Here is a 24,922-nt window from a genome sequence, read left to right as displayed (position 1 = left end):
GAAACCCCTGTGATTCGCGTATTGGTAGCCGAAGACCACACCATCGTCCGTGAAGGCATCAAGCAATTGATCGGCCTGGCCAAGGACCTGCAGGTGGTCGGTGAAGCCAGCAATGGCGAGCAGTTGCTGGAGACCTTGCGCCATGTGCCGTGCGAGGTGGTGTTACTGGATATCTCCATGCCGGGGGTCAACGGTCTTGAGGCCATTGCGCGTATCCGTGCCTTGAACAATCCACCGGCGATCCTGGTGCTGTCGATGCACGATGAGGCCCAGATGGCCGCGCGCGCCTTGAAGGTCGGTGCGGCGGGGTATGCCACCAAGGACAGTGACCCGGCATTGTTGCTGACGGCGATTCGAAAGGTCGCGGCGGGCGGGCGTTACATCGATCCGGACCTGGCCGACCGCATGGTCTTTGAAGTGGGCCTCACCGATACGCGGCCGCTGCATTCGTTGTTGTCCGAGCGTGAGTTCTCGGTGTTCGAGCGCTTGGCCCAGGGTGCCAACGTCAACGATATTGCCCAGCAGTTGGCGCTGAGCAGCAAGACCATCAGCACCCACAAGGCGCGCTTGATGCAGAAGCTCAATATCACCTCCCTGGCTGAACTGGTGAAGTACGCCATGGAGCACAAGCTCTTGTGATCTTCGCCAGCCCCCTGTAGGAGCCGGCTTGCCGGCGATGAGGCCCTTAAGGCCAACGGTGATCTTGCGGGTGCAATCGCCGGCAAGCCGGCTCCTACAGGGGGCGCGTGTCTGTTTGCGACGTGGGCTTGGCAGCTGGACGCCCATTGTCGTGATTGCACTGTTCTATCCCCGCCATCCGTGTAGGGCAATCCTTACCCCAAACCTTCCATCCGGCTGATGCAATTCTCTCTCGGCCCCCGATTTCCGGGGCTTGCGGCCTGGACTACGCTTGTGCCACAGCAGTCCAAAACAAAAAGGTGCGGGTATGAGCGAGGTGGATTCAAATGATGTGCTGGTCAGCTTTCGTGGCGTGCAGAAGAGCTACGACGGCGAGAACCTGATCGTCAAAGACCTCAACCTGGAGATTCGCAAGGGCGAGTTCCTCACCCTGCTCGGGCCTTCCGGTTCGGGCAAAACCACCAGCCTGATGATGCTCGCCGGCTTTGAAACGCCGACCGCCGGCGAAATCCTGCTGGCCGGGCGCTCCATCAACAACGTGCCGCCGCACAAGCGCGACATCGGCATGGTGTTCCAGAACTACGCGTTGTTCCCCCACATGACCGTCGCCGAGAACCTCGCGTTTCCGCTGTCGGTGCGAGGCTTGAGCAAGACCGACATCAGCGAGCGGGTCAAGCGCGTGCTGAGCATGGTCCAGCTCGACGCCTTCGCCCAGCGCTATCCGGCGCAACTCTCCGGCGGTCAGCAGCAACGGGTGGCCCTGGCCCGGGCGCTGGTGTTCGAACCGCAGTTGGTGCTGATGGATGAACCCCTCGGCGCCCTCGACAAACAACTGCGCGAACACATGCAGATGGAGATCAAGCACCTGCACCAGCGCCTCGGCGTGACGGTGGTGTACGTGACCCACGATCAGGGCGAAGCCCTGACCATGTCCGACCGTGTGGCGGTGTTCCACCAAGGCGAGATCCAGCAGATCGCCGCGCCGCGCACGTTGTATGAAGAGCCGAAAAATACCTTTGTCGCCAACTTCATCGGCGAGAACAACCGCCTCAACGGCCGCCTGCACAGCCACACCGGCGAGCGCTGCGTGGTGGAGTTGGCGCGTGGCGAGAAGGTCGAGGCGCTGGCGGTGAATGTCGGCCAGGTCGGCGGCCCGGTGACCCTGTCGGTGCGTCCGGAGCGCGTCAGCCTCAATGGCTCCAGCGAAAGCTGCATCAACCGCTTCTCGGGGCGTGTGGCGGAATTTATCTATCTGGGCGACCACGTGCGTGTGCGCCTGGAAGTCTGCGGCAAGGCCGATTTTTTTGTGAAACAACCGATTGCCGAGCTGGACCCGGCGTTGGCGGTCGGCGACGTGGTACCGATTGGCTGGCAAGTCGAGCACGTTCGCGCACTCGACCCACTTCTAGAGGCGAATTGATCGCCCGATGGCTTCACCAACCCTGCACGTGGAGAGAACAACAATGTTGAGATCCCTGAAATTTTCCGCTCTGGCCCTTGGCCTGATTGGCGCAACCCAGGCCATGGCAGGCCCGGACCTGACGGTCGTGTCCTTTGGCGGCGCGAACAAGGCCGCACAGGTCAAGGCGTTCTATGCACCGTGGGAAAGCGCGGGCAACGGCAAGATTGTCGCTGGCGAATACAACGGTGAAATGGCCAAGGTCAAAGCCATGGTCGACACCAAGAGTGTGTCCTGGGACCTGGTGGAGGTGGAGTCGCCGGAACTGTCCCGTGGCTGTGACGAAGACATGTTCGAACCGCTGGACCCGAAACTGTTCGGCAATGGCGCCGACTATGTGAAGGGCGCTATCCAACCGTGCGGCGTGGGCTTCTTTGTGTGGTCGACCGTGCTGGCGTACAACGCTGACAAGCTGAAAGCACCGCCAGGCGGCTGGAAAGATTTTTGGGACGTGAAGCAGTTCCCGGGCAAGCGCGGCCTGCGCAAAGGCGCCAAGTACACCCTGGAATTTGCGTTGATGGCCGACGGCGTCGCACCGAAGGACGTCTACAAAGTGCTGGCCGGCAAAGATGGCCAGGACCGCGCCTTCAAGAAACTCGACGAACTCAAGCCTTACATCCAATGGTGGGAAGCGGGCGCCCAGCCGCCGCAATATCTCGCTTCCGGTGACGTGGTGATGAGCTCCGCCTACAACGGCCGCATCGCCGCTGTGCAGAAAGAAAGCAACCTGAAAGTGGTGTGGAACGGCGGCATCTACGACTTTGACGCCTGGGCCATCCCTAAAGGCCTGGCTAAGGACCGTGCTGACGCTGCGAAGAAATTCATCGCCTTCTCGGTACAGCCGCAACAGCAGAAAACCTACTCGGAAAACATCGCCTACGGTCCGGCCAACACCCAAGCCGTGCCGTTGCTGGCCAAGGACATCCTCAAGGACATGCCGACCACCCCGGAAAACATCGCCAACCAGGTGCAGATCGATGTGAGTTTCTGGGCGGATAACGGTGAGCAGCTCGAGCAACGCTTCAACGCCTGGGCCGCCAAGTAACCCCGCATAACCCTCTGTGGGAACGGGCGGGTGTAGGAGCTGGCTTGCCAGCGATGGCATCGCCTCGGTGTGACCATTGCACCGAGTCGTCAGCATCGCCGGCAAGCCGGCTCCTACAGAGTTGTAGTCATTTTCAAGATCTGGAGTTTTCCATGGCCATCGCCGCTCTCCCCACCCTCAAGCAGCGCCTGGCGCATGCCGAGCGGGTCAACCGCTGGAAGGCCCAGGCCTTGATTGCGCCGCTGGTGCTGTTCCTGGTGCTGGTGTTCCTGGTGCCGATCATTGCACTGCTCTACAAAAGCGTGGGCAACCCGGAAGTGGTGGGCGGCTTGCCGCGCACCGTGGTGGCCGTGACTGCCTGGGACGGGCGTGGTTTGCCCGGTGAGCCGGTGTATCAGGCCCTCAGTGAGGACCTGGGCGAAGCGCGCAAAAACCAGACCTTGGGCGACCTGTCCAAGCGCTTGAACATGGAACTGGCGGGCTACCGCAGCCTGTTGACCAAAACCGCGCGGGCGCTGCCGTTCAGCGAAGCGCCTGCCTCCTATAAAGAAGCGTTGGAAAGCCTGGATGAACGCTGGGGCGACCCGGCGTACTGGCAGGCGATCCGGCGCAATACCAGCAACCTGACGCCGTTCTACCTGCTGGCGGCCGTCGACCACCGTATCGACGACTTGGGTGAAGTGGCCCCGGCCACGCCTGACCAGGCGATCTACCTGGACATCTTCGCCCGCACCTTCTGGATGGGCCTGGTGATCACCGCCATCTGTCTGCTGCTGGCCTACCCGTTGGCGTACCTGTTGGCCAATTTGCCGGCACGCAAAAGCAACCTGCTGATGATTCTGGTGTTGTTGCCGTTCTGGACCTCGATCCTGGTGCGGGTCGCCGCGTGGATCGTGTTGCTGCAATCCGGCGGCCTGATCAACAGCGCACTGATGGGCATGGGCCTGATCGACAAGCCCCTGGAGCTGGTGTTCAACCGCACCGGGGTCTACATCTCGATGGTGCACATTCTGCTGCCGTTCATGATTCTGCCCATCTACAGCGTGATGAAAGGTATTTCGCCGACTTACATGCGGGCGGCGATTTCCCTGGGTTGCCATCCGTTCGCCAGTTTCTGGCGCGTGTATTTCCCACAGACCTACGCCGGTGTCGGCGCCGGGTGCCTGTTGGTGTTCATCCTGGCGATTGGTTACTACATCACCCCGGCCTTGCTGGGCAGCCCGAACGACCAGATGGTCAGCTATTTCGTGGCCTTCTACACCAACACCAGCATCAACTGGGGCATGGCCACCGCGCTGGGCGGCTTGCTGCTGCTGGCCACGGTGTTGCTGTACCTGATCTACAACCGACTGGTCGGCGCCAGCCGCCTGCGCCTGAGCTAAGGAGACCTTGCGATGCTGAGCCCTTATATGTCGCCCATTGAACGGGTGTGGTTCTACAGCTTGCGGATCCTCTGCGGCCTGATCCTGCTGTTCCTGATACTGCCGGTGCTGGTGATCATCCCGCTGTCGTTCAATAGCGGCAGTTTCCTGGTGTACCCGTTGCAAGGCTTCTCGCTGCATTGGTACCAGGACTTCTTCGGCTCGGCCGAATGGATGCGCGCCCTGAAGAACAGCATCATCGTGGCGCCTGCCGCCACGGTGCTGGCCATGGTCTTCGGCACCCTGGCGGCGATTGGCCTGACCCGTGGCAACTTCCCCGGCAAGGCGCTGGTGATGGCCCTGGTGATCTCGCCGATGGTGGTGCCGGTGGTGATCATTGGCGTGGCCAGTTACCTGTTCTTTGCGCCGTTGGGGCTGGGCAACAGCTTTTTCTCGCTGATCGTGGTGCACGCGGTGCTGGGTGTGCCGTTTGTGATCATCACGGTGTCGGCGACGTTGCAGGGGTTCAACCACAACCTGGTGCGTGCGGCGGCCAGCCTGGGCGCTTCGCCACTGACCGCGTTTCGACGGGTGACCTTGCCGCTGATCGCGCCGGGGGTGATTTCCGGGGCGTTGTTTGCCTTTGCCACCTCGTTTGATGAAGTGGTGGTGACGCTGTTCCTCGCCGGCCCCGAGCAAGCGACCTTGCCGCGCCAGATGTTCAGCGGCATCCGCGAAAACCTCAGCCCCACGATTGCGGCGGCGGCCACCTTGCTGATTGCCTTCTCGGTGTTGCTGTTGCTGACCCTGGAATGGCTGCGCGGCCGTAGCGAAAAACTGCGTACCGCACAAATTTAACTGTGGGAGCTGGCTTGCCTGCGATAGCGGTGGACCAGCTTGTTCATCTGGCACTGACACACCGCTATCGCAGGCAAGCCAGCTCCCACATTGACCGTGCCCACTTTGAATTGCCTCCGTATTCACTCGCTGAATAGCTGACAACACGCCACAGACAGCTACTCTTGTGCCAGCCCATTTCTGAATAAGAGGCCGCGCACATGAGTACTTCCTCATTCAAGATCGCCCACAAACTGCTCACCGGCGCTGGCGCCATCGAACAACTGGCTGCCGAACTCACTCGCCTGGATGTGGACAACCCGCTGATTGTCACCGACGCCGCGCTGGTCAAGTCCGGCACCGTGGCATTGGCCCTCGAACACCTGGGCGAGCGCACTTACGAAATCTTCGATCGCGTGCTGCCCGACCCCGAAATCGCTATCGTCGAAGACTGCATGCGCGTGTACCGCGAAGGCGGGCATGACGGCCTGATTGGCGTGGGCGGCGGCAGTGCCATCGACATCGCCAAGAGCGTGGCAGCCTATGCCGGTTACCACGGCGCGCTGGCGGACCTGTTCGGCGTCGACCAGGTGCCGCGCAAGGGCCCGCCGCTGATCGCGATCCCGACCACGGCCGGCACCGGCTCGGAGGTGACCAATGTGGCGATCCTCTCCGACAAGGCCGCGCAACTCAAAAAAGGCATCGTCAGCGATTACCTGCTGCCGGATGTGGCGCTGATCAGCCCGCAGATGACCCTGACCTGCCCGCGCAGCGTCACGGCTGCCAGTGGCGTGGATGCGCTGGTGCATGCCATCGAGTCCTACCTGTCGCTGAACGCCTCGCCAATTACCGATGCGTTGGCCATCGGCGCGATCAAGTTGATTGCCAGTGCGTTGCCCAAGGCCTACGCCAACCCGGCCAACCTGCAGGCCCGCGACGACATGGCCACCGCCAGCCTGATGGCCGGCATGGCGTTCGGCAATGCCGGGGTTGGCGCAGTGCATGCGCTGGCGTACCCGTTGGGTGGGCGGTTCAACATCGCCCACGGCGTGAGCAACGCGCTGTTGCTGCCTTACGTGATGCACTGGAACAAGCTGGCCTGTGTGGAGCGCATGCAGGACATCGCCCAGGCGATGGGGGTGAATGTATCGGGCTTGAGCGTCAACCAGGCGGCCGATCAAGCCGTCGAGGCGATGACGCGACTGTGTGCCGCAGTGGAGATCCCCGCCGGGCTGCGCAGCTTTGGCGTGCCGGAGGAGGCCATCCCGGTCATGGCCACGGAAGCCGCGGGTATCGAGCGCCTGATGCGCAACAACCCGCGCAAGCTCAGCGCGGCCGATATCGAGAAAATCTACCGGGCGGCTTACTAACCGTTGAGTTAGGTCACGGTGCGCGCAGCAAAGCATGAGGTATACAATGCGCGCCATCGTGATTTAGCTCAAAAAAGGTGCGTCATGCAGCCCTTCGTCATTGCTCCATCGATTCTCTCCGCCGATTTCGCCCGCCTGGGTGAGGAAGTGGACAAGGTACTGGCCGCCGGTGCCGACTTCGTGCACTTCGACGTCATGGACAACCACTACGTGCCCAACCTGACCATCGGCCCGATGGTTTGCGCGGCGCTGCGCAAGTACGGCATCACCGCGCCGATCGACGCACACCTGATGGTCAGCCCGGTGGACCGCATCATCGGCGACTTCGTCGAAGCCGGCGCCACCTACATCACCTTCCACCCGGAAGCCTCGCTGCACGTCGACCGCACCCTGCAACTGATCCGCGAGGGTGGCTGCAAGGCCGGCCTGGTGTTCAACCCGGCCACTCCGCTGAGCGTGCTTGAGTACGTGATGGACAAGGTCGACATGATCCTGCTGATGAGCGTCAACCCGGGTTTCGGCGGGCAGAAGTTCATCCCCGGCACGCTGAACAAGCTGCGCGAAGCCCGCGCGCTGATCGATGCGTCGGGCCGTGACATCCGTTTGGAAATCGACGGTGGGGTCAACGTCAACAACATCCGCGAAATCGCGGCCGCTGGCGCCGACACCTTTGTGGCCGGCTCGGCGATCTTCAACGCGCCGGACTATAAGGACGTCATCGACAAGATGCGCGCCGAACTGGCGCTGGCACGTCCATGAGCGGCTTTGAGCAGCTGTTCCCCGGCAAACTGCCACGGCTGGTGATGTTCGATCTGGACGGTACCTTGATCGACTCGGTGCCAGACCTGGCGGCGGCGGTGGACGAGATGCTGCTCAAGCTGGGGCGCAAGCCTGCGGGGATTGAGTCAGTGCGTGAGTGGGTGGGCAACGGCGTGCACATGCTGGTACGCCGCGCCCTGGCCAACCACATCGATGCCGAAGGTGTCGATGACGTGGAGGCCGAGCATGCTTTGGAACTGTTCAACGCCGCCTACGAGGACGGCCACGAACTGACGGTGGTCTACCCCGGCGTGCGCGACACCCTCAAATGGCTGCACAAGCAGGGCGTGGAAATGGCCCTGATCACCAACAAGCCGGAGCGTTTTGTCGCGCCGCTGTTGGACCAGATGAAAATCGGCCGGTATTTTCGCTGGATCATTGGCGGCGATACCTTGCCGCAGAAAAAGCCTGACCCGGCGGCGCTGTTTTTCGTGATGAAAATGGCCAATATCCCGGCCTCCCAGTCCTTGTTCGTCGGCGATTCGCGCAGTGATGTGCTGGCAGCAAAGGCCGCTGGCGTGCAGTGTGTGGCGCTCAGTTACGGCTATAACCATGGCCGACCGATCGCCGAAGAATCACCAGCGCTGGTGATTGACGACCTGCGACTGTTAATCCCCGGTTGCTTGGGAGCTGGCGCTGAGATAACGTTGCCCGACATCGATCCGTCCCCTTCTGGAAATTCCATCGTGGTGGTCACTCGCAAACTCTGGATGAAAGTCATCAAGGCCCTGGCCCGCTGGCGTTGGCGCGCCTGACTGATCCTGGCCGCGCTCTGCGGCACGTTTGCATACCTGACTGTTAGACCCTCAAGCCACGAGGCACACATGATCCGCGAAGAATTCCTGCGTTTGGCCGCTGCCGGCTATAACCGCATTCCCCTGGCCTGCGAAACCCTGGCCGACTTCGACACGCCGCTGTCGATCTACCTGAAACTGGCTGACGAGCCCAACTCCTACCTGCTCGAATCGGTACAGGGCGGCGAGAAGTGGGGCCGTTACTCGATCATCGGCTTGCCGTGCCGCACCGTTCTGCGGGTGCATGACCACCATGTGAGCATCACCCATGATGGCGTCGAGATCGAAAGCCACGACGTAGAAGACCCGCTGGCGTTCGTCGAAACCTTCAAGGCGCGCTACAACGTGCCGACCATCCCTGGCCTGCCGCGCTTCAACGGCGGCCTGGTGGGGTATTTCGGTTATGACTGCGTGCGCTATGTGGAAAAGCGTTTGGGCAAATGCCCGAACCCGGACCCGCTGGGTGTGCCGGACATTCTGCTGATGGTCTCCGACGCGGTGGTGGTGTTCGACAACCTTGCCGGCAAAATGCATGCAATCGTGCTCGCCGACCCGGCCCAGGCGGATGCGTTCGAACAGGGCCAGGCCAGCCTTGAGGCCTTGCTGGAAAAGCTGCGCCAGCCGATCACCCCGCGTCGTGGCCTGGACCTCAGCCGTCCACCGGCCGCCGACCCGGTGTTTCGCTCAAGCTTTACCCAGGATGACTACGAGCGCGCCGTCGACACCATCAAGGAATACATCCTCGCCGGTGACTGCATGCAGGTGGTGCCGTCGCAACGCATGTCCATCGACTTCAAGGCCGCGCCGATCGATCTGTACCGCGCGCTGCGCTGCTTCAACCCGACGCCGTACATGTACTTCTTCAACTTTGGTGACTTCCACGTGGTGGGCAGCTCGCCGGAAGTGCTGGTGCGGGTCGAAGACAACCTGATCACCGTGCGCCCGATTGCCGGTACTCGCCCCCGTGGCGCGACCGAAGAGGCCGACCAGGCACTGGAAGAAGACCTGCTCAGCGACGATAAAGAGATCGCCGAGCACCTGATGCTCATCGACCTGGGCCGCAACGATACCGGGCGCGTCTCGGAAATCGGTTCGGTGAAGCTCACCGAGAAGATGGTCATCGAGCGTTACTCCAACGTGATGCACATCGTGTCCAACGTCACCGGCGAGCTGAAGGCCGGCCTGACCGCGATGGACGCACTGCGCGCGATTCTGCCGGCGGGCACCTTGTCGGGTGCGCCGAAGATTCGTGCGATGGAAATCATCGACCAGCTGGAACCGGTGAAACGGGGTGTCTACGGCGGTGCCGTGGGGTATTTCGCCTGGAACGGCAACATGGATACGGCGATTGCGATCCGCACCGCCGTGATCAAGGACGGGGAGCTGCACGTGCAGGCCGGTGGCGGGATTGTTGCCGACTCGGTGCCGGCCCTCGAATGGGAAGAAACCCTGAACAAGCGCCGCGCGATGTTCCGCGCTGTAGCGCTGGCTGAACAGACTCCCAATTCCTGAGGTTTGCCCCATGTTGCTGATGATTGATAACTACGACTCCTTTACTTACAACGTTGTGCAGTACCTGGGCGAGCTGGGTGCCGAGGTCAAGGTGGTGCGCAACGACGAACTGACCGTGGCCGAGATCGCCGCCCTGAACCCGGAGCGCATCGTGGTTTCGCCTGGCCCGTGCACGCCGACCGAGGCGGGCATTTCCCTGGAGGCGATCAAGTATTTCGCCGGCAAGTTGCCGATCCTGGGCGTGTGCCTGGGCCACCAGTCCATCGGCCAGGCCTTTGGCGGTGACGTGGTGCGCGCGCGCCAGGTGATGCACGGCAAGACCAGCCCGGTATTTCATCATGATCTGGGCGTGTTCCATGGGCTTAACTTGCCGGTGACCGTGACCCGCTACCACTCGTTGGTGGTCAAGCGCGAAACCTTGCCGGAATGCCTGGAACTGACCGCCTGGACCCAGCTGGAAGACGGCTCGGTCGATGAGATCATGGGCCTGCGCCACAAGACACTGAATATCGAGGGGGTGCAATTTCACCCCGAGTCGATCCTGACCGAGCAGGGCTACGAGCTGTTCGCCAACTTTCTCAAGCAGAGCGGCGGCACGCGCTAAGGACTTTCCATGGATATCAAGACTGCCCTGAGCCGTATCGTCGGCCACCTGGACCTGAGCACCGCTGAAATGAGCGATGTGATGCGCGAAATCATGACCGGTCAATGCACCGACGCGCAGATCGGCGCGTTCATGATGGCGATGCGCATGAAGAGCGAGAGCATCGACGAGATCGTCGGTGCTGTGTCGGTGATGCGCGAGCTGGCGGACAAGGTCGAACTCAACACCCTCGACGGCGTGGTGGATGTGGTGGGCACCGGCGGTGACGGTGCGAACATCTTCAACGTGTCGACGGCGTCTTCTTTTGTCGTGGCGGCGGCGGGTTGCACCGTGGCCAAGCACGGCAACCGTGCCGTATCCGGCAAGAGCGGCAGTGCCGACTTGCTGGAAGCGGCCGGCATCTACCTGAACCTGACCCCGGTGCAAGTGGCACGCTGCATTGACAGCGTCGGCATCGGCTTTATGTTTGCCCAGTCGCACCATGGTGCGATGAAGCACGCTGCCGGTCCACGCAAGGACCTTGGCCTGCGCACTCTGTTCAACATGCTCGGCCCGCTTACGAATCCGGCCGGCGTGAAGCACCAGGTGGTGGGCGTGTTCAGCCAGGCGTTGTGCCGGCCATTGGCCGAAGTCTTGCAGCGCCTGGGTAGCAAGCATGTGCTGGTGGTGCATTCCAAGGACGGCCTGGACGAATTCAGCCTGGCGGCGCCGACCTTTGTCGCGGAGCTGAAGAATGACCAGGTCACCGAATATTGGGTCGAGCCAGAAGACCTGGGCATGAAGAGCCAGAGCCTGCACGGTCTGTCGGTGGAAAGCCCGGCCGCCTCGCTGGAGCTGATCCGCGATGCCCTGGGGCGTCGCAAGACCGAAAATGGCCAGAAAGCGGCAGAAATGATTGTGCTCAATGCCGGTGCGGCGCTGTATGCCGCCGATCACGCCTACAGTCTTAAGGAGGGCGTGGCCCTCGCTCACGATGCATTGCACACCGGGCTCGCTCGCGAAAAGCTCGAAGAACTGGGTGCCTTTACTGCGGTGTTCAAGATGGAGAATGAAGGATGAGTGTGCCGACCGTTCTGGAAAAGATCCTGGCCCGCAAAGCCGAAGAAGTCGCTGAGCGCCGTGCCCGCGTAAGTTTGGCCGAGCTGGAAAGCCAGGCGAAGCTTGCTGATGCGCCACGTGGTTTCGCCAATGCGCTGATTGCCCAGGCCAAGCTCAAGCAGCCGGCCGTAATTGCCGAGGTGAAAAAAGCCTCGCCGAGCAAAGGTGTGATCCGCGAGCACTTCGTACCGGCAGAAATTGCCGCCAGCTATGAGAAGGGCGGCGCAACTTGCCTGTCAGTACTGACCGACATCGATTACTTCCAGGGTTCCGACCTGTTCCTGCAGCAGGCCCGCGCTGCGTGCAAGTTGCCGGTGATCCGCAAGGATTTCATGGTTGACCCGTACCAGATCGTCGAAGCCCGTGCCCTGGGCGCCGATTGCGTGCTGCTGATCGTCTCCGCACTGGACGACGTTAAGATGGCCGAGCTGGCGGCCGTGGCCAAAAGCGTTGGCCTGGATGTGCTGGTGGAAGTGCACGACGGCGATGAGCTGGAGCGCGCACTGAAAACCCTCGACACACCGCTGGTGGGGGTCAACAACCGTAACCTGCACACCTTTGAAGTGAGCCTGGAAAACACCCTCGACCTGCTGCCGCGCATCCCGCGCGACCGCCTGGTGATCACCGAGAGTGGCATCGTCAACCGTGCCGATGTCGAGTTGATGGAAATCAGTGGGGTGTATTCGTTCCTGGTGGGCGAGACCTTCATGCGTGCCGAGAACCCGGGGGCGGAATTGCAGCGCCTGTTCTTCCCGGAGCGTGGTGTGGCGGTCAGCGGTTCCACATTAGACTGATCGAAACGCGGTAACTGTGGGGGCTGGCTTTTGTGGGAGCTGGCTTGCCTGCGATGCAGACACCTCGGTGTTTCTATGGCACCTAAGTGATGCCATCGCCGGCAAGCCGGCTCCTACAGGGGCATTGTGTTTGTTCAGGGAGGCGGGTGTTGATGGATAAGCCAGTAAGGATGACGGTTGAAGCAGGCCTTGCCGCCGAGCAAACCCTGTTGGCCGCCGTTTGCGCAGGCGAACAGGACTTCGGCCTGCTGTTCTGGCAACCCATCGATCAAGCCCTCGTCATGCCGCGTCGCTTGAGCCGTTTGCCGGCCTTCGACGCCGCCAGCCAGGTGTCGGCCGATGCCGGTTGGCCCGTATTGCTGCGGGAAACCGGTGGCGAGCCGGTGCCGCAGTCGAGTGCCACGGTCAATATCGCCCTGGTTTATGCGCCGCCCCGCAGCGAAGGCGACCAGGGGCGTATCGAAACCGGCTACCTGCGCTTGTGCCAGCCGATCTGCGACTTGCTGATCGAGTTGGGCGGTGATGCCTCCGTTGGCGAAATCGACGGGGCGTTTTGCGATGGTCGTTACAACGTCAACCTCAATGGCCGCAAGATGGTCGGCACCGCACAGCGTTGGCGACAAAGCGGCGGGCGCCCGGTGGGCCTGATCCACGGCGCATTGCTGTTGGAAAACGACCGTGAAGAACTGATCGCGGCGGTCAATCGCTTCAATGAAGCCTGCGGCCTCGATCAGCGTGTTCGCGCCGCGAGCCACATCGCCTTGCACGAAGCCTTCCCGGCACCGGAGGCAATCAGTCGGCTGGATGAGCTGTACCGTACGATGCTGGCCGGGTTCCTGCCGGGTTAACGCGTCCCGAACACCACCATCGTCTTGCCTTTGACGTGCACCAGGTTGCGTTCTTCCAGGTCCTTGAGCACGCGCCCGACCATTTCCCGCGAACAGCCGACAATGCGCCCGATTTCCTGGCGTGTGACTTTGATCTGCATGCCGTCGGGGTGGGTCATTGCGTCGGGCTGCTTGCACAACTCCAGCAGGCAGCGAGCTACACGCCCGGTGACATCAAAGAATGCCAGGTCGCCCACTTTGCGGGTGGTGTCGCGCAGGCGCTGGGCAATCTGGCCGCTCAGGGCATACAGGATGTCGGGATCGTGCTGGGCCAGTTCGCGAAATTTGGTGTAGCTGATTTCGGCCACTTCACACTCGACCTTGGCCCGCACCCAGGCGCTGCGCTCCTGCTCTTTTCCGGCTTGCTCGAACAGGCCCAATTCCCCGAAGAAATCGCCAGTGTTCAGGTAGGCGATGATCATTTCGCGGCCGTCTTCATCCTCGATCAGGATGGTGACCGAACCTTTGATAATGAAGAACAGTGTTTCGGAACGTTCCCCCGCGCAGATGATGTTGTGCTTGGCGGGGTAGCGGCGACGCTGGCAGTGCATCAACAGTTTGTCGAGATTCTTGATCTTGGGTATGGGAGTAAGAGCAACCATGGTTGTATCCCGAAAAGACTGCACGGTGTGGTTGGAGTTGTTTTTATCCAGAGGTATCGGCATTGATACACGCTGTACAAAGGATGGCAATGCGCCATTTCGCTGGCGCCAGCTTACCAGACACATTCTGACTCGATTAGCCAATTTACTGGGGAAAGCCTGCTATTGATCGCTTTGATGGGAAACGCTGTAGCGATCTGACCCTGTGCTAAGCTGGCGACCCTTTTTTAGCAGTGGAGTCTGGGCGATGAAGGCACGCATCCAATGGGCGGGCGAAGCCATGTTCCTCGGTGAGTCGGGCAGTGGCCATGTGGTGGTCATGGACGGCCCGCCGGAAGCCGGTGGCCGAAACCTGGGCGTACGCCCGATGGAAATGCTCCTGCTTGGCGTGGGCGGTTGCAGCAATTTCGACGTGGTCAGCATCCTGAAGAAATCCCGCCAGGCCGTGGAAAGCTGCGAGGCCTTCCTGGAAGCCGAGCGCGCCACTGAAGACCCCAAGGTGTTCACCAAGATCCACATGCATTTCGTGGTGAAGGGCCGGGCGTTGAAGGAAGCCCAGGTCAAGCGTGCCATCGAGCTGTCGGCCGAGAAGTATTGCTCGGCGTCGATCATGCTGGGTGCGGCTGGCGTGGCCATCACCCATGATTACGAAATCATCGAATTGGGCTGATCGCGCAATCGGTGGGCAAAAAGAAAGGGCGCTGTGATAGCGCCCTTTTTTTCGGCTCAGATTCGGTATGTGCTTTTAGTCATGACCTTGGCCAACAGGCTCATGCCAAACCTCACCGGCGCCGGGAAACGGAAGCCGCCAGCATCCAGCGCGCTTTCTGCGTGGTGTTCTTCGTCGATGCGCATCTGCTCAAGAATGGCCCGGGACTTTTCGTCTTCGGCGGGCAGTTGCTCAAGGTGTTCATCCAGGTGCTTGCATACTTGATGCTCGGTGGCGGCGACAAAACCCAGGCTGACTTTGTCGCTGATCAAGCCGGCGGCGGCGCCGATGCCGAACGACAAGCCATAGAACAGTGGGTTCAGCACGCTGGGATGGCTACCGAGCTGGCGAATGCGTTGTTCGCACCAGGCCAGGTGGTCGATCTCTTCTTCGGCGGCATGCTCCATGGCTGCGCGCACTTGCGGCAACTTGGCGGTCAGGGCCTGGCCTTGATACAGCGCCTGGGCACAGACTTCACCGGTATGGTTGATGCGCATCAGGCCGGCAACATGGCGGGTGTCGGTCTCGCTCAACTGTGCGTCGGGCTGCACGATGGCGGGCGACGGGCGGTACGGTTGGCCGCTGAACGGCAACAACGTGCGCATGGCCATGTCGGCTTGCAGCAACAGACGATCAATCGGCGAGTAGTGACGTTGGGTAGTCATGCTGACCTCCGGGAAGAATCTCGGCGGCCAGTTTACCGCAAGAGAAGGGCGAGCGTTTGCGCTGAGTCAAGGGCATAGGGTCGCAGCCTGCAGGCCGCGACCGCCGCCCAAAGGGTGATCAGCCCGGGGGCCAGTTCATTTGGCGCTGACCCAGCACGTGCATATGGATGTGATAAACGGTCTGCCCGCCTTTCGGGTTGCAGTTCATCACCACGCGGAAACCTTCCTCGCAGCCTTGTTCCACGGCCAGGCGCTGGGCGGTGAACAGGATATGACCGGCCAGGGCTTTGTCTTCCTCGGTCAGGTCGTTGAGGGTCGGGATGTGTTTCTTCGGAATGACCAGGAAATGCACGGGCGCCGCTGGATGAATATCCTTGAAGGCCAGGACCTGGTCGTCTTCGTAGATGATGTCCGCAGGTATTTCTCTGTTGATGATCTTGGTGAACAGAGTATCCACAGCTGTTTCTCCATTATGAAAGTGCAGGGTGAGTGTACCCAGGCGTTCAGCGCGGGCAATAGGCCTTGTTGATGGCGCCGGCGATCTTGCGTGTCAGCCAGCGCGGGCTGAGTCGTGGGCTGAAAGTGATCCAGCGGTTGCGTCGGCCGGGAATGATGATGGCTTTGTTCTTTTCCAGCGCGCGCACCGTGTAGAGTGCCACTTCCTCGGAACTCATCAGCTTTTCGCTGGCGTCGAGCTTGGTGGTGTCCATCTGTGCCGTGCCGAAGAAGGCAGTGCGCGTTGGGCCGGGGCAGAGCACCGAGACCTTGATGCCACAGGTCTTCAGCTCTTCGCGCAGGCCTTCGGAGAAGTGCAGTACATACGCTTTGCTGGCGTAGTAGCTGCTCATCCACGGGCCGGGTTGAAAGGCTGCAACCGAGGCCACGTTGAGGATCTGCCCGCCCCCCTGTAGCGCCATCGCGTTGCCGAGCGCGTGACACATACGGGTCAGGGCCAGGATGTTGACTTCGATCAGGTCCTGTTCGGTCATCCAGTCCTGGGCTAGGAACGGCCCGCTGGTGCCGATACCGGCGCAATTGACCAACAGGTCGATCTGCCGCTCGCCCTCTTCAAGCTCCAGCAAAAAACCGGACAAGCGCAGCGGCTCGCCCAGGTCGCAGGCCCGAAACAGCACTTCGACGCCAAACCGTTGGGTCAATTCGATTGCAATGCTTTCCAACTGATCACGCTGGCGGGCCACCAGAATCAAGCTGCGGCCGCGACGGGCCAATGCTTCGGCCAAGGCCAGGCCGATGCCGCTGGAGGCACCGGTGATCAGAGCGTAACGGGTCATGCCTTTCTCCATCGCAACGCGACCGGGCCTGTGACAGAGGCATCACAGGCGACGGGCGTTTCTTCACTGTTCTGGAGAGTCTACAGGTTCGGCTGTGTCGTCAGCACTTTGCGCGCGCTCTTCTTCATCAACGGTGACGCTTTGATCGGTGGCGTCATCGGAGGTGATGGAGCTGCTTTCATAGCTGCTGTCCATATTGGCTTCGAGTTGGTTCAGGTAGCCGTTCATACCCAGCGTCAGCAAAAGGCCGAACATCAGTGGAATAAACGCGAGCCACAGGGCGGCCAAGACTTTTACTGCCGTGGAGTTACGCGGTGGTGGCGCGCCATATTGGTTGGCACCAGCGTTACCCGGCAATACCAGCAGCAGGATAGGGAAGACGCTGTTTACCAGTGGCACCAGATGCAAGAGCCACAGCCAGCCGGACCAGCCCAAGTCATGTAGTCGTTGCACTCCGATTTGCACGCTGACCCAAACAATCGCCACACACAGTGCCAAGCCCAGCAGCACACCAATAATGGCGCCCAACGTCGGCGAAGCGGTCGCCACGGCAAAGCTGACGGTGCTGATAATGCCGCCCGCTACGAGCATTGCAAGGGTCAACACCAGTGTCCACGCCAGGTAGCGCAGGCGGCCGATACGGCCATGGATGGTGAACACCTTGAGTGTCGAGAATTCTGCCCCGTTATCACCGACGGCCGCGCGGGGTGGCGCGTAGGGCGATGCGGCGGGGCGTGAATAACTAGCGGAGCCGGAATCGGTCTCGTGGGCTTCTGCCAGGCTGAAGGCCACGGGTTGTTCGGCTTCGATACGCGCATCGATGCCGGCGTTTTTCAGTGCGGTGAGGTAGGTTTCAGCGTCAGAACGGGAAAGGTCACGCTTGAGCGCGACCGGGCGACCTGTGAAGAGTTTTTCGATGGCGTCCACGTCGCTCTTGAACAGTTCGGCGAGGTTCAGCTTGGCAGTGGTGCTTTCGACACCCGGGAGCAAGGCTCCGTCAAACACAATCTTGAAACGGTTGTCGCTCATGCGGGCATCCTTGTCACTTGTCTGGGAGGGGGTGCAGGCCTGCTCGGTTGGCAGGCCTTGCGGTTGGGTCAGCGTGGCCAGCGCAATTGCGCTGCTTGCTCGCGTGCCTTGCGGTATTCGGCATCCAGGCGGGCAATCAGTTCATCGACGCTGGGCAAATCATCAATCTCACCGACGCCTTGGCCGGCAGACCATACAGTCTTCCACGCCTTGGCCTCGTCGCTCAACGGCTTAAGCTTGGAACCGAAGTTGACTTCGCCCTTGCCCTGCAGGGCGGCGAGGTCAAAGCCGGCGTTTTCCAGGCTCTGGCGCATGAAGCTTGCGGGCACGCCGGAGACTGCGGGAGTGTGCACGATGTCGGCGGCGCGCGATGTGAGCAGCATCTCTTTATACGCATCCGGCGCGTGGCTTTCAGTGGTACCGATAAAGCGTGTGCCGAAATAGGCGAGGTCGGCGCCGAGCAGTTGAGCGGCGAGGATCTCGTGGCCATGGTTGAGGCAACCGGCCAGCAGCAAGGTCTTGTCGAAGAACTGACGAATCTCGGCAATCAGGGAAAACGGGCTCCAGGTGCCCGCATGGCCACCGGCGCCCGCTGCTACGGCGATCAGGCCATCGACACCGGCCTCGGCGGCTTTTTCGGCATGGCGTCGGGTGGTGACGTCATGGAACACCAGGCCACCGTAACTGTGGACGGCGTCGACCAGCTCTTTCACAGCCCCCAGGCTGGTGATGACGATCGGCACTTTGTGCTCGACGCAGATCGCCAGGTCGGCCTCCAGCCGTGGGTTGCTGTTATGCACAATCAAATTGACGGCATACGGTGCGGGGTTGTCCAGCTGTGCCAGGCCCGCCTCGATTTCTTCCAGCCAGGCCTTGAAGCCGCTGCTTTCGCGCTGGTTGAGGGCGGGAAAGCTCCCCACCACTCCATTGCGACAGCACGCCAGGACCAGTTGCGGGTTGGAAATCAGGAACATCGGCGCCGCCACCACGGGCAGGCGCAGACGTTGTTCAAGCAGAGCGGGCAGCGACATTGGAGGTACCCCGTGTGATTGAAGTTAGAACGGTTTGACCACGACCAAAATTACGATAGCCAGCAATATCAGAACGGGCACTTCATTGAACCAGCGATAAAAGACATGGCTGCGGGTGTTTTCGCCACGGGCGAAGCGTTTTACCTGCGCGCCGCACATGTGGTGATAGCCGATGAGCAGTACCACGAGGGTCAGCTTGGCGTGGATCCAGCCGCCCGAATGAAAGATGCTCGGGTTGAGGTAGATCAGCCAGCCGCCGAAGATCAGTGCCGCAACCATCGCCGGGCCCATGATGCCGCGGTACAGCTTGCGCTCCATGAGGCTGAAGCGTTCCTTGCTGACGGTGTCTTCGCTTTGGGCGTGGTAGACGAACAGGCGTGGCAGGTAGAACAGCCCGGCAAACCAGCAGACGATGCTGATGATGTGGAAGGCTTTGACCCATAGATAAAGCATTTTTAGTTATTCCCAGGTTCACGGTAGCCACGATAGTAGTGGCTCATGCGCCCGTACGTCACGTTGACGGTTGTCGCAGGACGATGCGGCCCCTATTATCGACGGCTTTCCAGTGGGTTCGTTGAGGGCAGGTTTATGGTCAAGGTCGGTATCGTCGGCGGCACGGGTTACACCGGTGTCGAATTGCTGCGTCTGTTGGCTCAGCATCCGCAAGCTGAGGTGGTGGTCATCACTTCCCGATCCGAGGCCGGGCTGGCCGTGGCTGATATGTACCCGAACCTGCGAGGCCACTACGACGGCCTGGCATTCAGCGTTCCGGACATCAAGACCCTGGGCGCCTGTGATGTGGTGTTCTTTGCTACGCCGCACGGCGTTGCCCATGCGTTGGCAGGTGAACTGCTGGCGGCTGGCACCAAGGTGATCGACCTGTCGGCGGATTTCCGCCTGCAAGACGCCGATGAGTGGGCCAAGTGGTACGGCCAGCCTCACGGTGCGCCGCAGTTGTTGGAAGAAGCCGTTTACGGACTGCCGGAAGTCAATCGTGAGCAGATCAAGCAGGCACGCCTGATCGCGGTGCCGGGTTGCTATCCAACGGCTACGCAGCTGGGCTTCCTGCCGTTGCTGGAAGCTGGGTTGGCGGACACTTCGCGCCTGATCGCCGACTGCAAGTCGGGTGTCAGCGGTGCCGGCCGTGGTGCTGCGGTGGGTTCGCTGTATTCCGAGACGTCGGAAAGCATGAAGGCCTATGCGGTAAAAGGGCATCGTCACTTGCCGGAAATCCGCCAGGGCTTGCGCCGCGCTGCGGGCAAGGACGTAGGTCTGACCTTCGTACCGCACCTGACCCCGATGATCCGTGGCATTCACTCCACGTTGTACGCAACCGTGGTGGATCGCTCGGTCGACCTGCAGGTGTTGTTTGAAAAGCGTTATGCCAATGAGCCGTTTGTCGACGTGATGCCGGCTGGCAGCCACCCGGAAACGCGCAGCGTGCGCGGCGCCAACGTGTGCCGGATTGCCGTGCACCGTCCGCAGGATGGCGACCTGGTGGTGGTGTTGTCGGTGATCGACAACCTGGTCAAGGGCGCGTCGGGCCAGGCGGTGCAGAACATGAACATCCTGTTCGGCCTGGATGAGAAGCTGGGCCTGTCCCACGCGGGCATGCTGCCTTAAGGCTGTTTAGCCGCTCAGCAAAAGGCCCGTTGATCGGGCCTTTTGTGTTTTTAATGGCGGCAACGCCGATTGATATACCGTAACAATAGTTGACCGCTTTTCTAGGAGAAGCGGATAATGCCCGCCATTACGCATATGGCGGCGGTACGCCGGGAGATTATCAGCATGAGCGTTGAATCCTTCACCCCCACGGCTTTGCAATTCACCCACGGTGCTGCGCACAAGGTGAAGAGCCTGGTCGATGAAGAGGGTAATGATCGCTTGAAGCTGCGCGTATTTGTTACGGGCGGCGGTTGTTCAGGGTTTCAGTACGGTTTTACCTTCGATGAAGATGTGGCCGATGACGACACCATCGTTGAGCGCGAGGGCGTAAGCCTGGTCGTGGACCCGATGAGCTTCCAATACCTGGCAGGTGCCGAGGTGGATTACCAGGAAGGTCTGGAGGGTTCGCGTTTCGTGATCAAGAACCCTAACGCCACCACTACCTGTGGTTGCGGGTCTTCGTTCTCGATCTGATCGATTGCGGATACAAAAACGCCGCTTGGCCTCCATAGGTCAAGCGGCGTTTTGCTGTCTGGGGCTTAAGCGGGGTAGATCGCGCCCAGTACTCGAAGCCCTTGTGCGCCGGTGACGCTGGGGCGGTTGGCGGCAATGCCTTCCAGGCAGCAGTGGGCCAGCCAGGCAAAGGCCATGGCCTCGACCCAGTCAGGGTCTACACCGTAAGCGACGGTGCTGGCGACCTGTGTGGAAGGTAGCAGTGCTGCCAGGCGATGCATCAGCGTGGCGTTGTGGGCGCCGCCGCCGCAGACCAGCAAGGTTTCGGTGTTGGATTGGGCCGCTTGCAGGGACTCGACGATGGTAACGGCGGTGAGTTCCAGCAACGTCGCTTGCACATCTTGTGGCGGGAATGCCGGCAAACGCCCGAGGTGTTGTTGCAGCCATCCCAGGTTGAACACTTCGCGCCCGGTGCTTTTCGGGCCTTTGGTCACGAAGAACGGATCGCTGAGCAGGGCGTTGAGCAACTGTGGCATGACATGGCCGCTGGCTGCCCACTGACCGTCGCGGTCGAAGTGTTCGCCGCGGACCAGGTGGATCCAGGCATCCAGTAGGACGTTGCCTGGGCCGCAGTCGAAACCGGCTACAGGTTTGTCGGTTTCGATCAGGCTGAGGTTGCTGAAACCTCCCACATTCAATACCGCACGGTTACCAGTGCGCTCGCCAAACAGTGCTTCGTGGAAAGCGGGGACCAGCGGTGCGCCCTGGCCGCCTGCGGCAACATCGCGGCTGCGGAAGTCGCTGACCACGGTGATGCCGGTCAGCTCCGTGAGCAGCGCGGGGTTGCCGATCTGGACGGTAAAGCCCCGCGCAGGTTCGTGGCGGATTGTCTGGCCGTGGCTGCCAATCGCACGAATGGTCTGGGGCTTGAGGTTTTGCTGGTCGAGCAAGGTGTGAATGCCTTGGGCGGCGAGTTTTACCCAGTGCTGTTGGGCAATGGCGGAGCGGGCGATTTCGTCCGGGCCGCTGGCGCACAGGCTCAGCAGCTCGGTGCGCAGGGTGTCCGGCATGGGGATGTAATGCGTGGCGATCAGGTTGATCGCCGGGCCCTGTTCGATCAGGGCAATGTCCAGGCCGTCAAGGCTGGTCCCGGACATCACACCTATATAGAGCGTCATGGCTTAACGCTTCGCCGAGGCCAGCAGGGTGGAGCGTTCCTGATCCATGCGTGCCATCAGCGGCTGGCTCTGTTGCAGGAAGCGCGCACGCTCTGCCTTGGCGATCGGGTCGGCCATCGGCAGCTTCTGGCCCAGTGGGTCGACGTGGACGCCATTGACCTGGAACTCATAGTGCAGGTGCGGGCCGGTCGACAGGCCGGTGGTACCGATATAGCCGATCACTTGGCCCTGTTTCACGTTGCTGCCGGTGGACACACCCTTGGCGAAGCCTTGCATGTGGCCATACAGGGTCCGATAGGTATTGCCGTGCTGGATGATTACGGTATTGCCGTAGCCGCCGCGACGTCCTGCCAGCAGCACCTTGCCGTCACCTGCTGCTTTGATCGGCGTACCGCGTGGAGCGGCATAGTCGACGCCTTTGTGGGCGCGGATTTTGTTCAGAATTGGATGCTTGCGACCCATGGAGAAACGCGAGCTGATGCGAGCGAAGTCCACTGGCGTGCGGATGAAGGCCTTGCGCATGCTGTTGCCGTCAGCCGTGTAGTAGCTGCTGTTGCCTTGTTTGTTGGTGTAGCGCACGGCGGTGTAGGTCTTGCCGCGGTTGGTGAAGCGTGCCGAGAGGATGTTGCCGGTGCCGACCACCTTGCCGTTGGCGACTTTCTGCTCGTAGATCACGTCGAATTCGTCGCCCTGGCGGATGTCCTGGGCGAAGTCGATGTCGTAGCCGAACACGCTGGCCATGTCCATGGTCATGCTGTGGGACAGGCCGGCACGGGCGGCGGATTGCGACAGGGAGCTGTTGATCACGCCATGTACATAAGCGGACCGCATGACCGGTTTGGTGGTGACGCGATTGAAGGCGAAACCCTTGGCGCCCTTGGTCAGGGTGATGGTTTCGAGGTCGCTGACGCTGCTGTGCAGGTTGTTTAGCTGGCCGTCGGGCGTCAGTTCGAACTCAAGCTTCTGGCCGTGTTTGAGCTGTGTGAACTGCTTGGCTTGTTTATCGCTTGCCAGCACCTCATTAACGGTTGCGGCGGGCAGCCCGACTTTCTCGAACAGGGTGGAAAGCGTGTCGCCCTTGGCCACGATGACTTCGCGGTGTTGAGGGTTCTTGGCGGCGGGTGCTTCCTGGGTAGCCTGTTGGGTGTCCTCAGGTGTGCTTTCTATCTGTGCGAACGGCGATTCGGTTGGCGCATTTGTGGCTTGTTGGGCGTCGGAAGCGTCTTGATCTTGTGTCAGTTGTTCAACAGGACTTTCCAGGTCAAGGCTCAGGGATGTTCGTTTGGCTTCTACGTCACTGGAAGGGAATACCAGGAGTGCCAGGCTGAGAAGGGCGGCGATGCCACTTGCGGCGAGCAAGTGGGTCTTCGGGTAAAGCGGCGGCGCTTTAGACGGTTCTGTGGTCATAAGTAATTTTGACTTTGAAGATGAAATGGAAAAGATGAATGACATGATGAAGATGAAATAACTGTATAAAATATAACCAAATCATCTGTGGCGCAAGCTCGCGAACGCTGGGCTTGTTGAACGGTGTCCGTTCGCAGGGCAAAACTTGTAATTAGTCCCTGATCTTGTATGGTTGGTTCCCTTTTGAATCTGAGCCTTGCGGGTCTGTTATGAAGTCGGTTGAAGAGCAGCTAGCGCTGATAAAACGTGGTGCGGAAGAACTGTTGGTGGAAGCTGAGCTGATCGAAAAGCTTAAGCGTGGCCAGCCCCTGCGTATTAAAGCCGGCTTTGACCCGACTGCGCCGGATCTGCACCTGGGTCATACCGTGCTTATTAATAAGCTGCGTCAGTTCCAGGAGCTGGGGCATCAGGTCATCTTCCTTATAGGTGACTTCACTGGGATGATCGGCGATCCGAGCGGCAAGAGTGCTACGCGTCCGCCGTTGACTCGTGAGCAGGTTCTCGACAATGCCGAGACCTACAAGACCCAGGTATTCAAGATTCTCGATCCGGCCAAGACCGAAGTGGCGTTCAACTCCACGTGGATGGATCAGATGGGTCCGGCCGACTTCATTCGCCTGACGTCTCAGTACACCGTTGCGCGGATGCTTGAGCGTGATGATTTCGACAAGCGTTACTCCACTAACCAGCCGATCGCTATCCATGAGTTCCTTTATCCGCTGGTTCAGGGCTATGACTCGGTGGCCTTGCGCGCGGATGTTGAGTTGGGCGGTACCGACCAGAAGTTCAACCTGTTGATGGGGCGTGAGCTGCAGCGTGCGTATGGGCAAGAAGCCCAGTGCATCCTCACCATGCCTTTGTTGGAAGGGTTGGATGGCGTCAAGAAGATGTCCAAGTCGTTGGGCAACTATGTAGGTATCCAAGAGGCGCCGGGTGTGATGTACGGCAAGCTGGTCTCTATTCCGGATGCGCTGATGTGGCGTTACTTCGAACTGTTGAGCTTCCGCTCGATGGATGAGATCAATGCACTGCGTGCTGAAGTCGAGGCGGGTGCCAATCCGCGTGATGTGAAGATCAAGCTGGCGGAAGAGATTGTTGCGCGGTTCCATGGTGAAGAGGCTGCAGCCAATGCTCACCGCGCGGCGGGCAACCGTATGAAGGATGGCGAGTTGCCGGATGATCTACCGGAGATCGAGCTGTCTGCTGCTGAGGCGATGCCAATTGCGGCTGTCCTTAATAAGGCGGGCCTGGTTAAGAACTCGGCGGTTGCGCGGGACCTTCTGGGGTCGGGTGGTGTGCGTATAGATGGTGAGGTTGTCGATCGCACCTTTATATACGAGCTGGGCGCTACCCACGTTTGCCAGGCTGGGAAGAAGGCGTTTGCGCGTATCACGCTCAAATCCGAATAAAGCTGAAATTAGGTGTTGACGGCGAATTATATCTGTCTATAATTCGCCCCACTTCCGGCGCAGTCGAAACGGAAAACTCCTTGATAAACAATGGGTTATGTAGGTTTTGACGGTAAGTTGCTTCAGTTCATCGAAGCCAAAAGGAAGTTGAAAAAGAGGTGTTGACAGCAGCGTGTAACGCTGTAGAATTCGCCTCCCGCTGACGAGAGATCGGAAGCGCAAGTGATTGAAGTTGTTGAAGAAATCTTCGAAAGCTTCTGAAA

Annotated in this window: 27 protein-coding genes; 17 read left to right on the top strand and 10 right to left on the bottom strand. The window is 60.5% G+C overall.

The window, feature by feature from the left end; translation table 11 throughout:
• Positions 1–9: 9 nt before the first annotated feature.
• The 13 genes from AC07OV_RS09870 to AC07OV_RS09810 all read left to right on the top strand — a co-directional run bounded on the left by AC07OV_RS09870 (position 10) and on the right by AC07OV_RS09810 (position 13,180).
• Entirely contained in the window at positions 10–639 is a 630-nt protein-coding gene (locus AC07OV_RS09870) for a response regulator (protein ID WP_176996600.1), read from the top strand.
• 307 nt (positions 640–946) lie between these two features.
• Positions 947–2,059: an ABC transporter ATP-binding protein gene (locus AC07OV_RS09865; protein ID WP_176996599.1), complete on the top strand. Its 1,113-nt coding sequence runs from the start codon at positions 947–949 to the stop codon at positions 2,057–2,059.
• A 43-nt stretch (positions 2,060–2,102) separates the two neighbouring features.
• On the top strand, positions 2,103–3,143 hold the full coding sequence (locus tag AC07OV_RS09860) for an ABC transporter substrate-binding protein (RefSeq protein WP_176996598.1): 1,041 nt from the start codon (positions 2,103–2,105) through the stop codon (positions 3,141–3,143).
• 152 nt (positions 3,144–3,295) lie between these two features.
• Positions 3,296–4,525 carry an ABC transporter permease gene (locus tag AC07OV_RS09855; protein WP_495092133.1) on the top strand — a complete coding sequence of 410 codons (1,230 nt, stop codon included), beginning with the start codon at positions 3,296–3,298 and terminating at the stop codon, positions 4,523–4,525.
• A gap of 12 nt (positions 4,526–4,537) precedes the next feature.
• Entirely contained in the window at positions 4,538–5,362 is an 825-nt protein-coding gene (locus tag AC07OV_RS09850; protein ID WP_176996596.1) for an ABC transporter permease, read from the top strand.
• Positions 5,363–5,562: 200 nt separating this feature from the next.
• Positions 5,563–6,711, top strand: coding sequence for an iron-containing alcohol dehydrogenase (locus AC07OV_RS09845; RefSeq protein ID WP_495092132.1), 1,149 nt, complete (start codon positions 5,563–5,565; stop codon positions 6,709–6,711).
• Positions 6,712–6,795: 84 nt separating this feature from the next.
• Complete coding sequence (rpe, locus tag AC07OV_RS09840; RefSeq protein WP_494997352.1) at positions 6,796–7,470, top strand: ribulose-phosphate 3-epimerase; 675 nt, start codon at positions 6,796–6,798, stop codon at positions 7,468–7,470.
• On the top strand, positions 7,467–8,285 hold the full coding sequence (locus AC07OV_RS09835) for a phosphoglycolate phosphatase (RefSeq protein WP_176996594.1): 819 nt from the start codon (positions 7,467–7,469) through the stop codon (positions 8,283–8,285). The genes rpe and AC07OV_RS09835 overlap by 4 nt, the downstream gene beginning before the upstream one ends.
• A 69-nt stretch (positions 8,286–8,354) precedes the next feature.
• A complete protein-coding gene (trpE, locus tag AC07OV_RS09830; RefSeq protein WP_495092131.1) occupies positions 8,355–9,836 on the top strand; it encodes an anthranilate synthase component I in 1,482 nt (493 codons plus the stop codon).
• Positions 9,837–9,846: 10 nt separating this feature from the next.
• Positions 9,847–10,440: an aminodeoxychorismate/anthranilate synthase component II gene (locus AC07OV_RS09825; RefSeq protein ID WP_078050412.1), complete on the top strand. Its 594-nt coding sequence runs from the start codon at positions 9,847–9,849 to the stop codon at positions 10,438–10,440.
• A gap of 9 nt (positions 10,441–10,449) precedes the next feature.
• Positions 10,450–11,499 (top strand): anthranilate phosphoribosyltransferase, encoded by a 1,050-nt coding sequence (gene trpD / locus AC07OV_RS09820; RefSeq protein WP_016972406.1) that lies wholly within the window; start codon positions 10,450–10,452, stop codon positions 11,497–11,499.
• Positions 11,496–12,332, top strand: a complete 837-nt coding sequence (gene trpC / locus AC07OV_RS09815; protein ID WP_494997354.1) for an indole-3-glycerol phosphate synthase TrpC — start codon at positions 11,496–11,498, stop codon at positions 12,330–12,332. Before trpD ends, trpC begins: the two co-directional genes overlap by 4 nt.
• 152 nt (positions 12,333–12,484) lie before the next feature.
• Positions 12,485–13,180: a lipoate--protein ligase family protein gene (locus AC07OV_RS09810; protein ID WP_495092130.1), complete on the top strand. Its 696-nt coding sequence runs from the start codon at positions 12,485–12,487 to the stop codon at positions 13,178–13,180.
• On the opposite strand, the gene crp is transcribed toward AC07OV_RS09810, so the two are convergent.
• Positions 13,177–13,821, bottom strand: coding sequence for a cAMP-activated global transcriptional regulator CRP (gene crp, locus AC07OV_RS09805; RefSeq protein WP_099585649.1), 645 nt, complete (start codon positions 13,819–13,821; stop codon positions 13,177–13,179). The two genes, AC07OV_RS09810 and crp, sit on opposite strands and share 4 nt — an antisense overlap.
• Positions 13,822–14,068: 247 nt before the next feature.
• Here crp and AC07OV_RS09800 point away from each other — a divergent pair, with 247 nt between their 5' ends.
• Complete coding sequence (locus AC07OV_RS09800; RefSeq protein WP_005792019.1) at positions 14,069–14,491, top strand: OsmC family protein; 423 nt, start codon at positions 14,069–14,071, stop codon at positions 14,489–14,491.
• A 56-nt stretch (positions 14,492–14,547) separates the two neighbouring features.
• Here the strand turns inward: AC07OV_RS09800 and coq7 are convergent, their stop codons facing one another.
• From coq7 to hemJ, 6 genes are all read right to left on the bottom strand, one after another.
• Positions 14,548–15,195: a 2-polyprenyl-3-methyl-6-methoxy-1,4-benzoquinone monooxygenase gene (coq7, locus tag AC07OV_RS09795; protein ID WP_176996590.1), complete on the bottom strand. Its 648-nt coding sequence runs from the start codon at positions 15,193–15,195 to the stop codon at positions 14,548–14,550.
• 118 nt (positions 15,196–15,313) lie between these two features.
• The gene (locus tag AC07OV_RS09790) at positions 15,314–15,652 is read right to left on the bottom strand and encodes a histidine triad nucleotide-binding protein (protein ID WP_010206940.1); all 339 of its coding nucleotides are present in this window, start codon (positions 15,650–15,652) and stop codon (positions 15,314–15,316) included.
• A gap of 46 nt (positions 15,653–15,698) precedes the next feature.
• The gene (locus tag AC07OV_RS09785) at positions 15,699–16,487 is read right to left on the bottom strand and encodes an SDR family NAD(P)-dependent oxidoreductase (RefSeq protein ID WP_495092129.1); all 789 of its coding nucleotides are present in this window, start codon (positions 16,485–16,487) and stop codon (positions 15,699–15,701) included.
• Between the two features lie 63 nt (positions 16,488–16,550).
• Positions 16,551–17,516: a DUF805 domain-containing protein gene (locus AC07OV_RS09780; protein WP_495092128.1), complete on the bottom strand. Its 966-nt coding sequence runs from the start codon at positions 17,514–17,516 to the stop codon at positions 16,551–16,553.
• A 68-nt stretch (positions 17,517–17,584) separates the two neighbouring features.
• Complete coding sequence (locus tag AC07OV_RS09775) at positions 17,585–18,547, bottom strand: NAD(P)H-dependent flavin oxidoreductase (protein WP_178920257.1); 963 nt, start codon at positions 18,545–18,547, stop codon at positions 17,585–17,587.
• 24 nt (positions 18,548–18,571) lie between these two features.
• The gene (gene hemJ / locus AC07OV_RS09770; protein WP_176996586.1) at positions 18,572–19,000 is read right to left on the bottom strand and encodes a protoporphyrinogen oxidase HemJ; all 429 of its coding nucleotides are present in this window, start codon (positions 18,998–19,000) and stop codon (positions 18,572–18,574) included.
• A gap of 135 nt (positions 19,001–19,135) precedes the next feature.
• Here hemJ and argC point away from each other — a divergent pair, with 135 nt between their 5' ends.
• Positions 19,136–20,170, top strand: coding sequence for an N-acetyl-gamma-glutamyl-phosphate reductase (argC, locus tag AC07OV_RS09765; protein WP_494997359.1), 1,035 nt, complete (start codon positions 19,136–19,138; stop codon positions 20,168–20,170).
• Between the two features lie 165 nt (positions 20,171–20,335).
• Positions 20,336–20,686, top strand: a complete 351-nt coding sequence (gene erpA / locus AC07OV_RS09760; RefSeq protein WP_003176443.1) for an iron-sulfur cluster insertion protein ErpA — start codon at positions 20,336–20,338, stop codon at positions 20,684–20,686.
• A 65-nt stretch (positions 20,687–20,751) separates the two neighbouring features.
• Here erpA and AC07OV_RS09755 read toward each other — a convergent pair whose 3' ends face one another.
• Together AC07OV_RS09755 and AC07OV_RS09750 are read right to left on the bottom strand one after the other, a co-directional pair.
• Positions 20,752–21,843, bottom strand: a complete 1,092-nt coding sequence (locus AC07OV_RS09755; protein WP_495092127.1) for an anhydro-N-acetylmuramic acid kinase — start codon at positions 21,841–21,843, stop codon at positions 20,752–20,754.
• 3 nt (positions 21,844–21,846) lie between these two features.
• The gene (locus AC07OV_RS09750) at positions 21,847–23,250 is read right to left on the bottom strand and encodes a peptidoglycan DD-metalloendopeptidase family protein (protein WP_178920261.1); all 1,404 of its coding nucleotides are present in this window, start codon (positions 23,248–23,250) and stop codon (positions 21,847–21,849) included.
• A 209-nt stretch (positions 23,251–23,459) separates the two neighbouring features.
• Between AC07OV_RS09750 and tyrS the strand changes: the two genes are divergently transcribed.
• Positions 23,460–24,659 carry a tyrosine--tRNA ligase gene (gene tyrS, locus AC07OV_RS09745; RefSeq protein ID WP_065881612.1) on the top strand — a complete coding sequence of 400 codons (1,200 nt, stop codon included), beginning with the start codon at positions 23,460–23,462 and terminating at the stop codon, positions 24,657–24,659.
• Positions 24,660–24,695: 36 nt separating this feature from the next.
• Here the strand turns inward: tyrS and AC07OV_RS09740 are convergent.
• Positions 24,696–24,922 (bottom strand): hypothetical protein (locus AC07OV_RS09740; RefSeq protein ID WP_495092126.1); only part of this gene is annotated, 227 nt, incomplete at its 5' end.

This window comes from Pseudomonas sp. GW821-FHT09A09 (genome assembly GCF_059418405.1).
This window is presented reverse-complemented; position numbering and strand designations above follow the sequence as displayed.